Source organism: Bacillus sp. FSL W7-1354, from assembly GCF_038002405.1.
GTDB lineage: Bacteria > Bacillota > Bacilli > Bacillales > Bacillaceae > Bacillus > Bacillus paralicheniformis.
Map to the genome: position 1 here is coordinate 1,993,396 of NZ_JBBOCL010000001.1, position 15,445 is coordinate 2,008,840.

At 47.8% G+C, this 15,445-nt stretch carries 13 protein-coding genes and 1 other annotated feature; of the genes, 2 read left to right on the top strand and 11 right to left on the bottom strand.

Annotated elements, in window-relative coordinates; genetic code table 11:
* Positions 1-167: 167 nt before the first annotated feature.
* The 3 genes from MKZ04_RS10165 to MKZ04_RS10175 form a co-directional block, all read right to left on the bottom strand.
* The gene (locus MKZ04_RS10165) at positions 168-917 is read right to left on the bottom strand and encodes a prepilin peptidase (protein WP_341045821.1); all 750 of its coding nucleotides are present in this window, start codon (positions 915-917) and stop codon (positions 168-170) included.
* 152 nt (positions 918-1,069) lie between these two features.
* The gene (locus tag MKZ04_RS10170; RefSeq protein WP_328038251.1) at positions 1,070-2,368 is read right to left on the bottom strand and encodes a bifunctional folylpolyglutamate synthase/dihydrofolate synthase; all 1,299 of its coding nucleotides are present in this window, start codon (positions 2,366-2,368) and stop codon (positions 1,070-1,072) included.
* A gap of 81 nt (positions 2,369-2,449) precedes the next feature.
* Positions 2,450-5,092, bottom strand: a complete 2,643-nt coding sequence (locus MKZ04_RS10175; RefSeq protein WP_328038252.1) for a valine--tRNA ligase — start codon at positions 5,090-5,092, stop codon at positions 2,450-2,452.
* Between the two features lie 60 nt (positions 5,093-5,152).
* Positions 5,153-5,385 (bottom strand) — a binding site (T-box leader).
* A 166-nt stretch (positions 5,386-5,551) separates the two neighbouring features.
* Between MKZ04_RS10175 and MKZ04_RS10180 the strand changes: the two genes are divergently transcribed.
* Positions 5,552-5,743, top strand: coding sequence for a hypothetical protein (locus tag MKZ04_RS10180; protein WP_020452457.1), 192 nt, complete (start codon positions 5,552-5,554; stop codon positions 5,741-5,743).
* Between the two features lie 18 nt (positions 5,744-5,761).
* Here MKZ04_RS10180 and ysxE read toward each other — a convergent pair whose 3' ends face one another.
* The 8 genes from ysxE to hemA form a co-directional block, all read right to left on the bottom strand.
* Complete coding sequence (ysxE, locus tag MKZ04_RS10185; RefSeq protein WP_025811041.1) at positions 5,762-6,784, bottom strand: spore coat protein YsxE; 1,023 nt, start codon at positions 6,782-6,784, stop codon at positions 5,762-5,764.
* 27 nt (positions 6,785-6,811) lie between these two features.
* Positions 6,812-8,320: a LysM peptidoglycan-binding domain-containing protein gene (locus tag MKZ04_RS10190; RefSeq protein WP_149169231.1), complete on the bottom strand. Its 1,509-nt coding sequence runs from the start codon at positions 8,318-8,320 to the stop codon at positions 6,812-6,814.
* Between the two features lie 148 nt (positions 8,321-8,468).
* Positions 8,469-9,764: a glutamate-1-semialdehyde 2,1-aminomutase gene (gene hemL / locus MKZ04_RS10195; RefSeq protein WP_149169232.1), complete on the bottom strand. Its 1,296-nt coding sequence runs from the start codon at positions 9,762-9,764 to the stop codon at positions 8,469-8,471.
* 25 nt (positions 9,765-9,789) lie between these two features.
* On the bottom strand, positions 9,790-10,764 hold the full coding sequence (gene hemB, locus MKZ04_RS10200; RefSeq protein WP_149169233.1) for a porphobilinogen synthase: 975 nt from the start codon (positions 10,762-10,764) through the stop codon (positions 9,790-9,792).
* 3 nt (positions 10,765-10,767) lie between these two features.
* Complete coding sequence (locus MKZ04_RS10205; RefSeq protein WP_271725458.1) at positions 10,768-11,559, bottom strand: uroporphyrinogen-III synthase; 792 nt, start codon at positions 11,557-11,559, stop codon at positions 10,768-10,770.
* Entirely contained in the window at positions 11,549-12,490 is a 942-nt protein-coding gene (gene hemC / locus MKZ04_RS10210) for a hydroxymethylbilane synthase (RefSeq protein ID WP_020452463.1), read from the bottom strand. The genes MKZ04_RS10205 and hemC overlap by 11 nt, the downstream gene beginning before the upstream one ends.
* A 39-nt stretch (positions 12,491-12,529) precedes the next feature.
* Positions 12,530-13,360: a cytochrome c biogenesis protein gene (locus tag MKZ04_RS10215; RefSeq protein ID WP_020452464.1), complete on the bottom strand. Its 831-nt coding sequence runs from the start codon at positions 13,358-13,360 to the stop codon at positions 12,530-12,532.
* 5 nt (positions 13,361-13,365) lie between these two features.
* Positions 13,366-14,727, bottom strand: coding sequence for a glutamyl-tRNA reductase (gene hemA / locus MKZ04_RS10220; protein WP_020452465.1), 1,362 nt, complete (start codon positions 14,725-14,727; stop codon positions 13,366-13,368).
* A 188-nt stretch (positions 14,728-14,915) separates the two neighbouring features.
* On the opposite strand from hemA, the gene MKZ04_RS10225 reads away from it, so the two are divergent.
* Positions 14,916-15,401 carry a hypothetical protein gene (locus tag MKZ04_RS10225; protein ID WP_020452466.1) on the top strand — a complete coding sequence of 162 codons (486 nt, stop codon included), beginning with the start codon at positions 14,916-14,918 and terminating at the stop codon, positions 15,399-15,401.
* Positions 15,402-15,445: the final 44 nt, after the last annotated feature.

Consider the following 15,445-nt stretch of genomic DNA (forward strand, 5'->3'; position numbering starts at 1 on the left):
GATTAGGCGGCAGATTGGCCGCTCTCTATACGATCGGCAGAGGGAAGCCAGAAGGAAGGAGGAGTTCTCCCAAAGGCTGTCCCTCTTATTGTCCACACTTTAACACAGCCTCAAAAAAAAAGAACAAGACTTTTGTCGTCTTGCCCAAAAAGGTTTCGTCAAATTTTTTACCACCGTGCCATTTGAAGGTACCACTCGATCATTGGATTGCCATAGAAACAGCTTATCAGCGTCCCGATCAGAATCGCGGGAGCAAACGGCATAGGTTCATTTTTCTTTAGCTTTCCTGCCAGCAATGCAATCAGACCAAGCACCGTTCCTGCGGCTGCCGAAAGGAAAAAAGCGAGAATGAGGAGGCGGCTGCCGAGCGCCATGCCGAGCACCGCAAACAGCTTTACGTCCCCCCAGCCGATCCCTCCTTTCGTCAAAAGCAGCGTCAAGAGCGGAAGCATGCCGCCGGCAAACGCACCGCTTAAACCGGAATGCCACGGCTCGAGGGGAACAAGAAACCGTCCGACAGCAAAGACAATCAGGAAAAAACAAAGCACAGCATCCGGAATGACCATATGTATCACATCAGATACAAAGACGATCAAAAGCAGGGAAATAAGAGCAAGCACAATCACCAGCTCCCCCTGATGCCCAACCTGCATACCGGCAAACGCAAACAGGATGGCGGCGGAGAGCTCAACTGCCGGATACACGATCGATATCGGGGTTTGACACCCCTTGCACCTCCCCCGCTGCATCAAATAGGACAAAACAGGTATCAGCTCCGCGAGGCCCAGCTTTCTTTTGCAAGCCCGGCAGAGGGAACGCGGAGCAATCAATGATATTTTTTCAGGGATGCGGCGCCCGGCTGAACTAAAAAAGGAACCGAGCACTAACCCCGCCGTAAAAAGGTAAAAGATGAGCATCACTATCAGCCTCGCACTATCAAATTTAACCGCCTCATGGGAAAAAGCGGCTTCCTGAGGCTGTTATTTTAGCAAATATGAAGCGCCTCCGCTTTTCATAAAACATAAAAATGCGCAGTCAGCCGATGGCCAAAAGCGCATTTTTATGTTTTTTATTCAGTTAAAGTTGCCCTGACGGCGGAAATAAAGTAAAGCGACCCGGTAACAACGACCACCGCTTTTTCATCTTCAGCTTGTTCTTCGATATAGCGGAAAACAGAGCCGATGTCTTCATCACATGTTTTATGATCAGCGGTACTTTGCTCAAACAGCTTTTGAGCGGATTCCGCTCTCGGAAAATCAAAAGATGTGAAGTGAATCGATGACGCAAACGATTCGATTTTTCGGATCATGTCTCTGTACGGCTTATCTTTGAGAGCACTAAAGCATACGTGAATATTCCGCCCGTCGAAGTGGGACGTGATCGTCTCGGCCAGCCGCTCTACCCCTTCTTTGTTATGAGCGCCGTCGATATAAACGAGAGGCCTGTTCAATACCTTCTCAAACCGGCCGGGCCATCCCGCCTTATGAATGCCGCGTTTCAGCTCTTCTTCGCTGATGGCCGCATGTTTTTCGGCTGTCAGCCATTCGGCCGCAAGTATGGCCAGAGACGCGTTTTGCCGCTGATGGGTGCCGATCAGGCTTGTTTCAATTCTTTCATAACGATGTAACGGTGTTCTCAGTGAAAACTGCTCTCCATCGGGCAGTGAACGCTCTCCGGACAGCTCGCAATCCTCATGAAGGGATATAAAAGCAGATTCTGTCTCCATCGCCTTTCGCTTTATCACTTCAGCTGCTTCACGCTGATGAACGGCTGTGATAACAGGAACGCCGTGTTTGATGATTCCCGCCTTTTCTGCGGCAATCTCTTTCAGCGTGCCGCCTAATATTGCCATATGGTCATGGCCGATCGAAGTGATGACCGTTAACATCGGCTTCACGACGTTTGTCGAATCCAAACGGCCGCCTAATCCCGTTTCAAAAATAACAAAATCGGTGCGCCGGTATTTAGCAAAATATAAAAATGCACATGCCGTAATAATTTCAAATTCGGTGGCGGCTCCGAATTCGGTTTTTTCAAGCTCAAGGACGAGAGGCCCGACCTCATTAAAGAGCGCCGTCCATTCGTCGTCCGAGATCGGTGCGCCGTCAACGCTGATCCGTTCGTTAAAGGTAATGATATACGGTGATGTGAAGGTGCCTGCTGTATAACCGGCTTCATTTAATACCGTACGGAGAAAAGCGATCGTTGAACCTTTTCCGTTTGTTCCGGCGACATGAATCGCATTAAGCTTTTTCTCGGGGTGCCCGAGCTTTCTCAGAAGCCATTCCATTCGTTCCAAACCCGGCTTCACGCCGAATTTAAGCCTTCCGTTAATCCAGCTGAGTGCTTCATCAAACGTTTTGAACAAGCGAATTCCTTCCCTTCAATTGATGAAGGTGTTTTCCAGCATCTTTAGAAAGACCTGGAAAACACCTCCTTTTTTCGTTGATTAATTTTTCAATTCGGCGATTCTTTTTTCTACAGCTTCACGTTTTGCCGTATAATCGGCTTCTTTCGCCCGCTCTTCTTCAATGACATGTGCAGGCGCCTTTTTCATAAATCCTTCGTTGCTTAATTTTTTTTGAACCCGTTCAACTTCCTTCGTCAGCTTATCGAGTTCTTTTTGCAGGCGGCTGATTTCTTCCTCAATGTTAATCAGACCTTCGAGCGGCAAAATCAGCTCGGCGCCGGATACGACAGCGGTCATCGCTTTACCGACCGCTTGAATATCCGTTCCGATTTGAAGAAGGCTCGGATTCGTAAAGCGTTCTACGTACGAACGGTTTTCTTCAAGTCGTTCGGCGATTTCCGGCGTGCTTGTTTTAATATAAAGCTCAATCTGCTTGCTGAGCGGCGTGTTGACTTCGCTCCGGATGTTCCGTACAGCGCGGATGACTTCAACGAGAAGCTTCATATCCGCCGCTGCTTCGGTGTCCGTATATTCTTTAACAGCTTCAGGCCACTTGGCGACTGTAATGGATTCCCCTTCGTGAGGAAGATGCTGCCAGATCTCCTCCGTCAGGAAAGGCATAAACGGATGCAACAGGCGCATCGTTTGATCCAGCACATACGCTAAAATAGAGCGGGTCGTCTTTTTCGCCGCTTCATCTTCACCGTAAAGCGGAAGTTTAGCCATTTCGATGTACCAGTCGCAGAAATCATCCCAGATAAAATTGTAGAGATGGCGGCCAACCTCGCCGAATTCGTACTTGTCAGCCAGCTGTGTCACAGTTTCAATCGTTTCGTTCAACCTTGTTAAAATCCACTTATCGGCAACTGATTTTTCTCCTGACAGATCAAGCTCTTCGTATGTCATGCCGTCCATGTTCATCAGGGCGAACCTTGATGCGTTCCAAATCTTGTTCGCAAAATTCCATGTTGACTCCACTTTTTCAAAGCTGAAGCGTAAATCCTGCCCTGGAGAGCTTCCCGTCGCAAGGAAGTAGCGCAGCGAATCCGCTCCGTACTTATCGATCACATCCATCGGATCGACGCCGTTTCCGAGCGATTTGCTCATTTTGCGGCCCTGGTCATCGCGGATAAGCCCGTGGATCAAAACATCTTTAAACGGACGTTCTCCGGTAAATTCGATACCTTGGAAGATCATTCTGGATACCCAGAAGAAAATGATATCGTATCCTGTGACAAGGACGTTCGTCGGATAGTAACGCTTGAAATCTTCCTCATCGATATCCGGCCAGCCCATCGTTGAAAACGGCCAAAGAGCGGAACTGAACCATGTGTCAAGAACGTCTTTGTCCTGCTCCCAGTTTTCGGCATCTTCAGGAGCTTCAGCGCCCACATAGATTTCCCCCGTTTCTTTATGGTACCACGCAGGAATACGGTGGCCCCACCAAAGCTGGCGGGAAATGCACCAGTCGCGGATATTTTCCATCCAGTGCAGATATGTTTTTTCAAAACGGTCAGGGACGAAGTTGACTTTTCCTTCGCTTTTTTGCAATTCGATGGCGGCATCGGCAAGCGGCTGCATTTGCACGAACCACTGCGTTGACAAATACGGCTCAACGACTGCTCCGCTGCGTTCGCTGTGGCCGACCGAATGCGTATGTTCCTCAATCTTGAACAGCACGCCCTCTTCCTGTAGATCTTTCACGATCTGCTTGCGGCATTCAAAACGGTCCATGCCTTTATATTGAAGCGCCTTGTCATTCATTGTGCCGTCTTCATTCATAACGAGAATGCGTTCAAGGTTGTGGCGGTTTCCGATTTCAAAGTCGTTCGGATCATGGGCAGGTGTAATTTTGACGGCACCTGAGCCGAATTCCATATCGACGTAGTCGTCTCCGACAATCGGAATTTCTCTTCCTGTGATCGGCAGAATAACCGTTTTTCCGATTAGATGTTTGTACCGCTCGTCTTCCGGATGTACCGCAACCGCTGTATCGCCGAGCATCGTTTCCGGACGGGTCGTCGCAATTTCAATCGAGCCTGAACCGTCTTTCAGCGGGTAGCGCATATGATAGAACGCGCCTTGTACGTCTTTATAGATGACTTCGATGTCAGACAGAGCCGTTTTAGTGGCCGGGTCCCAGTTAATGATATATTCTCCGCGGTAAATCAGCCCTTTTTCATATAGCTTCACAAATACTTCGCGAACCGCTTTAGAAAGCCCTTCATCAAGGGTGAAACGCTCCCTTGAATAGTCAAGGCCAAGGCCGATTTTCGCCCATTGGCTGCGAATAAAATCGGCATATTCCTCTTTCCATTTCCATGTTTCTTCAAGGAATTTTTCGCGGCCGAGATCATAGCGCGTTTTTCCTTCTTCGCGAAGCTTCGCTTCTACTTTTGCCTGAGTTGCAATACCGGCGTGATCCATACCCGGCAGCCAGAGCACGTCATAGCCCTGCATCCGTTTCATTCTTGTCACGATATCCTGCAAGGTGGAATCCCAAGCATGCCCCAAGTGCAGCTTACCCGTCACATTCGGCGGGGGAATGACAACGGTGTACGGTTCTTTTTCAGGGTCGTTTTTCGCTTCAAAAAATTTGCCGTTCACCCAATAGTCGTATCTGTCTTTTTCAACTGCAGACGGATCGTATTTTGTCGGCATCGTCAGTTCTTGATTATCCATTTTCAAACCTCCAACAGTATTAAACGGCTGAACAATAAAAAAGAGCCCTCTCGATCCTGTTAAAAGGACGAAGAGAACTCTCTCGCGGTACCACCTTTTTTCATGAATGCGAAAAAAACGCATTCACGCACTTAAATGGGATAACGGGACTTTCCCGAATTTCTCTACTTTTTGTTCGAGAAATTGCGCTCCTGGGCGACCTTCCAAAAAAGACTGACTGGGAGCCTTTCAGCGAACCGGCTTCCCTCTCTGCAAGCGTCTGTTTTTGTACTCTTCCCATTCAAAGCGGGTGATCATTGACTTTTCAGCACGTACTTTTTCTTTTTCTTATATTACTAAATCTTTTTCATTTTCGTCAATCATCTTTTCCGTTTTTCTCTTGTTTTATACGATACTGGGCCATGCACACAAGCTCCTTTTCCTCATATGATGCTGTAACGATAAGAGAGGAGGCATAAGATGCGAAAAAAATTCAACACACATTCATTCCAGCCGTGGCTGAAGCAAGTCAGGCTTGTTGCTGTTCAAGTCGTCCTCCCGATCACGATCTTCCAGGGCATACGCACGATCATCTTTCCGACCACATTTGATGTCCTCCTTTTGGGCATTCTCATATTCCTTGCGTGCGCCTTTCACCTTGACTGGATATAAGCACGAAAAAAGTCCGCATCATGATGATGGGGACTCTGTTTCTTCCTGCAGTTTTCTGTTTTCTTCCGTCTCGTGAATGCTCATCACAAGCGGTTCGGCGTTTTTCATTTGCCAGTACGCCTTCAAAAGCGTTGTACAGGCTTCTTTTTCTCCGGGCCCCTTCTCAAGGTCGTAGCGGTTCAGCACACCGTATACAGGCCCGGGGTAAGCCATATAGCTGAGGAATAAGCTGATTTCTTCCTCCCGCAAAGGATAGACATTGTGATACGTATAAAACCAGTTTACACATTCCGTGCACATCACGGGATTCGTCTTAAACATTCTTGTAAAAAATACGATGAGATCGTTCGCTGGGGGCCCGTGTCCCGCTTTCTCAAAGTTCGTAAAGTAACCCGTTCCGGTATCGTTATAGAGAAAATGCCGGACGGACAGCTGCCCGTGGTTTAAAACCATTCTCGAAGACTCTTTGTCTTTCATGGTCTCATACCACTCTTCAAGGCGGGCAAGCGCAAAGTCTGCAGCTGATATCGTCTCTTTGAAATACATGGCTGCCTGAAGCTGGAACGGGGACATATACCATTCGTTTTCCGCTCTTGAGATGAATTCTTCATATTTCTGTTTTTGCTGTTCCCATTTCCGTTTTGTCCGTTCATAGTGCCCGAGTATTTCTTCCCGCCTCACACCGAGCTCTTTTTCCGTTCGCTGGTGAAGAAGAGCGATTTCTTTAAACATATATTCGTGTTTTTGGTCAAGCTCTTCCTCTCTTTCAAGGGTAAGCCAAGGCATGAGATAACAGACATCTTCTCCGGCTTGCGTTAAAAATTCGCCCGTGCGGTTTCGATAGACGGGGACAAACTGCCTGTAGCCTTTTTCCTCCAGCATGATCATCTGTTCTGTGAAGCTGGCGTTTCTTGAAGCCGCCAATTTTTTCAGGGCGAATACACCGTGATCCGTATACACTTTCCATACCTTTGGACTGACCGATTCCATATATTCAGGCGTAAGACCGTACTCATTTAAAACAGACTGGATGCCTTCCATCGGCTTCACCACATTTTTATCAATGCATTAGGCATGGCTGTTTTGATAATCCGGTATATAAAGGATCTGTCCCTCTTTTAATTCCTCGTCAAGGGAAAGGGAATTCATCCGGATGAGCTGCTGGACATTAATATCATAGCGCTCGCACAAAAGATCAATGGTATCGTTTTGCTGAACGATGCACATCCTCATTCGAGTAAACTCCTCCTCTCCCTGTTTTGTAAACAGCTTTGTCAAATAGAGAGCATTGTCATTCTCCTTCGCTGACACTTCCTGGTCGTCTGCTGCCGGCATCTCATCTCTTTCTTCTTCAGGCTCCGTCTGCTCATGAAACGAATATTCCGGGATTTCAATGGTATGCCCGGCTTCCTCTTCTTCATCAATCGCTTCTGCTTCCTGTGTCACTTCAACTTCAAACGTCTCAGGCTCCCTGTCATTCTGGTCTTCCTCCAAAAGAGGCGGAACACCGTAGAACGGGGTTTCTTTCGGTTCATCATGAGGTTGATAAGCCCTTTGGAGCGGCTCCGGCTCTTCTTCCGCTTCTTCCCTTTTTAACTCGTATTCTTCCGGCTTCTCTTCCGCTTTCTCCCTTTTTTGCTCATATTCTTCCGGCTTTGCTTCTTTCTCCTCTTTCAGCTCATATTCTTCCGGTTTTGCTTCTACTTTCTCCCTTTTCAGCTCATATTCTTCCGGTTTTGCTTCTACTTTCTCCCTTTTCAGCTCATATTCCTCCGGCTTTGCTTCTACTTTCTCCCTATTTAGCTCATATTCTTCTTCCGGATGTTCAAGAGCGGCGTCTTTTGGATTTTCCATTTCGCGCTTCGTCCGCTCTGCCGCAGACAAAGACGCTGTAAAAAACGGCTTTGTTTCCTCTGTATCGTCTCCGAGAAACGACTGGTAAATCGGAACCGCTTCCGCATCGGTATCAGTTTCTTCTGCTTCTTCATACGGCTGTTCTTCGTCCTGCTCTTCATAAGATCTGTCAAGCTGAATCAAAAATTCTTCCTCTTTACCCTGTTCTTCGTCGTCTGAAGGTGATCTGAAGGCAGGCTCAAGCTCCTCTTCCGGCTGGACTGCCGCAGGCATAGTACGCGGTTCTTCTTCTCCGGCTTCACCGCTTACATTCAAGAGGCCTTCAATCGCCAAATCAGCTTGAATCGTCAACATCCTCGCATCTGTCAGCTGATAATCGAAAGCATCAATAAAAACAAATACGTCGTTTAAATGATTGACCTTGTCTTTCGGGATGGTGATATCCACTGGGAAACAATGCGTCAGCTCTGCGCTGCCGTCCCCTTTCAGCTTTACATCTTCCACAAATCGGCTTGTCGCAGGCAGCTCTGCATATTCCCGGGTTTGATCTATGTTGTATTCGCCTGTCAGCTCTAATGACCCTCGTATGGATACATAATCATTTACTTCCTGAACGGTAATGTCAGGATCCAATGAAATCGATAATAATTCGGATACTTCCTGTCCTTTTTGAAAACAGATTGACTCTTCTACAGAAAATTGCAAACGATTGTTTTGCGGCAAACTGATATCCTCCCTTCACCTAATTTTTAAAATTAGATGTCAGTAAAGATGTATGAGAAAAGCTGGCAGAATATGAACAGAAAAATCATAAGCCGTTACCGGCACCATGCAAAAAAGAGCCGCCGGCAATGTCCGGCAGCCCTTTTCTTTATCTGGAGCGGCTGATTCTTTCGAATACGCGTTCAGCAGCTTGAATCGTATGCTCAATGTCGTCATCCGTATGAGCGGTTGACAAGAACAGCCCTTCAAACTGTGAAGGCGGGAGAAACACGCCTTCATCGGCCATCCCTTTATAATATTCGGCAAACAGTCCGAGATCAGACTGTTTCGCTGTATCATAATTGATGACCGGTTCATTTGTGAAGAAAAAGCCGATCATAGACCCCGCTCGATTAAATGTACACGGAATGCCATTTTTCTCGGCAGCTTCAGAAATTCCTTTTTCCAAACGGTCTGCTTTGCGGGAGAATTCCTGGTAGGATTCAGGAGTCAGCTGTTTCAATGTTTCGAGTCCGGCTGTCATGGCAAGCGGGTTGCCGGACAGCGTGCCGGCCTGATAGATCGGACCGCTCGGCGCAATTTTCTCCATGATTTCCGCCTTTCCTCCATAAGCGCCGACAGGAAGACCGCCGCCGATCACTTTTCCGAGGCAAGTCAAATCAGGCGTCACTCCGAAATAGCCTTGCGCACAGTTGTAGCCCACCCTGAAGCCTGTCATTACTTCATCAAAAATCAGCAGAGCGCCATGCGTCTCAGTCAGCTCGCGAAGCCCTTCGAGGAACCCTTTAACCGGAGGTACGACACCCATATTGCCCGCGACAGGTTCAACGATAACGCCGGCAATGTCCTCTCCGAATTCCTGAAAGACAAGCTTCATGCTTTCCAGATCATTGTAAGGAACGGTAATCGTGTTTTTTGCAATGCTTTCCGGAACTCCGGGACTGTCAGGGAGGCCGAGCGTTGCTACTCCAGAGCCCGCTTTAATCAGCAGGGAATCACCGTGTCCATGGTAGCAGCCTTCAAATTTCACGATTTTGTTACGGCCTGTGTAACCGCGCGCCAGCCGCAAGGCGCTCATCGTCGCCTCCGTACCGGAGCTTACCATCCGAACGATTTCTATGGAAGGAACACGGTCGATGACAAGCTCGGCAAGCTCGGTTTCCAGTTCTGTCGGTGCACCGAAGCTTGTCCCGTGTTCTGCCGTGTTTTGAATTTCTTTCACCACTTTTTCATTGCTGTGTCCTAAAATAAGCGGTCCCCATGACAAGACATAATCGATGTATTCGTTTCCGTCAATATCATAAATTTTTGATCCTTTTCCCCGCTCCATAAAAATCGGGTCCATGTTCACTGATTTAAAGGCTCTGACCGGGCTGTTCACCCCGCCAGGCATAACTCGTTGCGCCTCTTCGAATGCCGCTTTAGACTTCTCATAGCTCCGCATCCTCTAAAACCCCCAGTTCAAATTCTTATTTCGAAATCCATTTTGCCGCATCTTTTGCAAAGTACGTAATGATCAAATCAGCGCCCGCCCGCTTCATGCTTGTCAGCATTTCGAGAACAAGAGCTTTTTCTTCAATCCAGCCGTTTTGGGCCGCGGCTTTGACCATCGCATACTCCCCGCTTACATTGTATCCGACAACAGGCAGGTTAAATTCGTTTTTCACTTCTCTGACGATATCAAGATATGAAAGCGTCGGCTTGACGATCAGGAAATCGGCGCCTTCTTCCACATCGGATTTTGCCTCCCGGAGAGCCTCCCTGCGGTTGGCATAATCCATTTGGTACGTCTTGCGGTCGCCGAACTGCGGACTGCTTCCCGCGGCATCGCGGAACGGGCCGTAAAACGCGCTCGCATATTTTACAGCGTACGACATGATCGGCACATTTGTAAATCCTTCCTGATCAAGCGCATCCCTGATGGCGGCAACGAAACCGTCCATCATGTTTGAAGGCGCAATAATGTCAGCGCCTGCACGGGCTTGGCTGACAGCGGTTTTTGCCAAAAGAACGAGCGATTCGTCATTTAGTATTTCACCGTTTTCCACAAGGCCGCAGTGACCGTGGTCCGTGTACTCGCATAGGCATGTATCTGCGATAACGACAAGCTCAGGAAAGTCTTGTTTAATTTGTGCAATCGCTTTTTGAACGATGCCGTGGTTGTGATAGGCTCCGCTTCCCACATCATCTTTGTGTTCAGGCACGCCGAAGACGATCACAGATTGAATGCCGAGGCCTGCGACTTCCTCCATTTCCTCTTTCAGCCGGTCCAAAGACAGCTGGTATACGCCCGGCATGGACGGAACTTCGCTTTTAACGTTCTCTTCCTCGGTTACAAATATCGGATAAATAAAGTCAGATGCTCTTAACTCGGTTTCTCTTACCAATTTTCGCATACCTGCTGTCGTCCGCAGGCGGCGGTGTCTTTGAAATGATGCTTCCATTTGTCATTCTCCCTTTCTTGAAATGCGGCATATTTCACGCAGCATTCCGTCGATTGTATAGACGTCCGGCATATATGAAGGAATTCCGTAGTCCGACAGCGCCTTCTTTGTCATAGGCCCGATCGTAATAAAAGCCGTACCGTTCTTTTCGGCCCACGTTCTGCTCTCCTCTTTCAAAATGGACATGAATGTATGTACCGTCGAGGAGCTGGTAAATGTCACAAAATCAAAAGACGCGTGTTTTGCTGCTTTCTTAAGCTCCAGAATTCCCTTTTCATCACGAACGGTTTCATACAAAATCCATTCCGAAACTTGAATTCCGAGCGGAGTGAGGGTTTTCTTGATGACGTCCCGAGATAAATTCCCTTTTAAAACGGCCACTTTATCATGACGGCCGGCATTTCGCTTCAGGGCCTCCGCCAAATGTTCAGCCACGTATAACTCAGGCATCAGATCGACAGAAAGACCCCTGTCGCGCAAATACCTGGCCGTTTTTTCACCGACAGCGGCAACCTTGGCCTTTGATGCGAAAGGAACGCTGAACCCGGCGTTCTTTAAATAAGAAAAAAAGAATTTTGCCCCGTTCACGCTTGTAAAAACAAGCCAGTCCGCGCTTTCAAGATCTGTTCGAAAGCGCTGGGCCTGTTCTCGCGGGAGGGCGGGCCGAAACGAAATCAATGACGTTAAAACAGCTTCTCCGCCTAAAGCCTCCACCTTTTCCCTGAAGGATTGGGCTTGGGCTTTATTGCGGGTGACGAGCACTTTCTTTCCCTGTAAAGGAAGATCATGCTTCATTGTCTTCCAGCTCCTGTTTCACACGGTCAATCAGTGCCTTTGCTCCTTTTTCCGACATGACCGCCGCGCATTCTCTGCCGACAGCCTCCGGATCTTTTCCTTTTACTGTTTCTCTGTATGCGGTTTTTCCGTCAGGCGATGCCACAAGACCGGTCAGTTCGATGACGCCGTCTTCGTCCATCGTCGCAAATCCGGCGATTGGCACTTGGCAGCCGCCTTCCATCGCATGAAGAAAAGCGCGCTCGGCCGTGACGGTCAGCTGTGTGTAGCGGTCGTTCAGGCGCGAAAAGAGGGACAGCAGCTCCTCATCCGAGCCTCTGCACTCGATCGCCAACGCGCCTTGCCCAACGGCGGGAAGGCAGCTCTCTGGATCAAGAAATTCGGTGACGACATCGTCCTTCCAGCCCATTCTTGACAGGCCTGCCGCTGCTAAAATAATCGCGTCGTAATCTTCGGTTTCAAGTTTTTTTAACCTTGTATCGATATTTCCCCTGATCCACTTGATCTCAAGGTCGGGACGCATTTGCAAAAGCTGCGCGCTTCTTCTGAGGCTGCTCGTGCCGATAACCGCACCTTGTTTCAGGTCGGCCAGCTTTTGACGGCTTTTTGAAATGAGAACGTCCCTGGCATCTTCCCGTTTTGGAATGCAGCCGACCACCAGCCCTTCGGGAAGCGCCGACGGCATGTCCTTCATGCTGTGAACGGCCATATCAATTTCCCCGGAAAGCATCGCCTGTTCGATTTCTTTGACGAACAGGCCTTTCCCGCCGACCTTTGACAGCGTAACATCCAAGATCCGGTCGCCTTTTGTAACGATTTCCTTTATTTCAAACGTGAAATCCGGATTTAATTCCTCCAGCTTTTTGATCACCCATTTTGTCTGGGTCATCGCCAATTTGCTTCTTCTTGAGCCTACAATGATGTTTCTCATGTTTTCTTCCTCCCAATCCGTCACGGGCAACCGTTTTAACTAACTAAACCAATGAAATTGCGAAAAGCTGCCGAGCAAAAAGAAATTGATTAAAAGAACAAGAAAAGACGCGGTATTCCACATGGCCGCGATCCTTCCCTGCAGCTCTTTGACAATCCTGATAAATAAATAGTATCCGTATAAAAAAAGCAGCACGATCGATCCGAGCACTTTCGGATCCGCCCAGTACAGGGTTTCAAGCGATACATACGACCAGATAATCCCCAGAATCAGACTCAGCAAAAGCATGGGAACGCCGATGAGATTAAGGACATAAGCCATATGATCAAGTTTTGGCAAATCTTCGATTCGTAAGAGCCATTTCCCCCACTTTTTCTTTTTCAATAAACGGTACTGAAAAAGATACAGCACGGAAAAGACAAACGACAATGAAAACGCTCCATACGAAAGAATTGCCATTGTAATGTGGATGATCAAGAGCTCGGACACGAGCCTTCCCGAAAGCTCCGCCGACTGCTGGGCCGTCGGTGTAAACGTGTGGATCGCCGCCATTGAAAAGCCGATGAGATTGGTGAAAAAAACGAGAAATTCCACTTTCAAAAGCTTCGTCAAAACGAGAGACAGCGTGACAAGCACCCACGCGTAAAAATAAAGCCCCTGTGCATTATTCAAAACAGGAAACTGATCTGTGTACTGCATGAAATAAAAAAGGTATACCGTCTGCAGAATCCAGACAATAGAAAGCAACCAGAAGGCCGCTTTTCCCGCCTTCCGGTTGTGCTGTAAAAAGTCTATAAAATAAAAGAGGACGGTGAGCGCGTACAACACGATTGTAACTTCGTTAAGCCTTGCTAACAATGTGTCTGTCATGTCTGTCACTCGCTCGCGATAGAAGTCAAACCCTGCTGGTTTTGCCGCTTAAACGCATGAACCGGCTGGCGTTCGTCTTGATTCTCTCCGTCAGGAAAAGCCGCTTCTTCAATATCAAAAATCTGCGTAAACAGTGCAAGCTTTTCTTCGGCATCAGCTTCTGACGCAAACTCCTTCACTTTTAAAATCGGGTCGCGCAAGAGCTGGTTGATAATACTTTTCGTATGCTTATTTAAAAGTTTTTTCTCTCTTGTGCTCAAGTGAGGGAGCTTCCGTTCGATGCTCTGCATCGTTTCCGCCTGGATTGTCAAAGCTTTTTCCCTGAGAGCAGAGATGACCGGCACGACGCCGAGCGTATTCAGCCATTGTTTAAAAGCGACGATCTCAGCTTCAATAATCAGCTCCACTTCTTCAGCAACGGCCTGACGCTCCTTCAGATTTTCTTCCACGATCCCTTCAAGATCGTCAATATCGTACAGAAAGACGCCTTCCACATCGCTGAGAGCCGGGTCAAGATCCCGCGGCACGGCAATATCCACCATAAAAAGCGGACATCCTTTGCGAAGCTTATTGACATGTTCGATCATCTCTTTTGTGACGACATAGCCGCTTGCGCCCGTTGAACTGATGAGAATGTCGGCTTCCATTAAAGCGCATTGCAGCTCATTTAAGCTTTTCGCCGCGCCTGAAAAACGGCCGGCAAGCTCCTTCGCTTTTGAAAATGTTCTGTTGATCACGGTAACCTGTCCGATTCCGTGGCCGTGCAGGTTTTGAACCGCAAGCTCTCCCATTTTGCCCGCGCCGAGAATCAGCACGTGTTTATCGGAAAGGTCGCCGAAGATTTTCCTGGCAAGCTCGACGGCTGCATAGCTGACGGATACAGCATTTGAAGCAATGTCCGTTTCGGCATGGCAGCGCTTCGCGACGGTGACAGCCTGCTTAAACAAATAGTTGAAAACGGTACCAATTGTCTTCTCTTCCTGAGCCAGCTTAAAACTTGTACGCACTTGGCCTAAAATCTGCGTTTCTCCAATAACCATCGAATCCAATCCGCACGATACGCGGAACAAATGTTCAACGGCTCCGTCGTTTTCATAAAACTTCAAGTAAGGCGAAATGTCCTCTTTGCTTAGTCCGAACCAGTTCGCCAAAAACATTTTCATATAATAACGTCCGGTGTGCAGCTGATCAACGACTGCATACAGCTCTGTCCGGTTGCATGTCGACACGATGATATTCTCAAGTATGCTTTTTTCTTCTTTCAATTGCGACATCGCCTGCCCCAGCTCATCCGGCTGAAAGGTTAACTTTTCACGTATATCAACAGGGGCTGATTTGTAATCCAATCCCACGACAAGTATATGCATAACTCTTGCTTGCACCCCCAACATCTATCTAAATTAGAATGATTATAATATAGAATTTATTATTCAAAACGATTATAACATATATTCACTATTTTCTCTTCCCAAAATGTGAACAGATTTTAAAAAATTGATGTGATATAGTAGAAAATGTGTTTCTATTTCTTTCACTACATCAAGAAGGTGATACTTTGAAAAAGAAATCTGTTTTGCTTCCATTGCTGTTGATAGCCGTGGCTGTCTACGCCTTTCTGCGGTCGGGCCGGATCAGCCTGTTTGACGGACAGGAAGAATGGTCTGTACTTGCGGGGCTCATCGGGCTGGCTCTTTTTTATCAGGGGCAGAAGGAAGCCGATTCCGCCCATTCCTTTGCAGGGCTCTTCATGACAGCGATCGGCGTTTATTTCACATTTAAAGAGGACTATTTCAGCCGCGCGGATGATTTTGCGGTCATCGTGCTGATCCTCGGTGCGGCGCTTCTTGTCAAATCGTTTAAGACGAAAGAATATCAATATGAGAGTCTGCTGATGATCGCAGTCGCCCTCTATCTTTATTTTTTCCGGCAGATTGCCGCCTGGCTGAAGACGGCGAATATCGAGACGGCATATGTAGAAGCTTATTGGCCGGCCGCTTTTATCGCGGTTAGTTTACTTTTATTATTCTTAAAAAGAAAATAGTTTATTCAAGAAAAGCACTTGCATCAATCCCGCAAGTGCTTTTT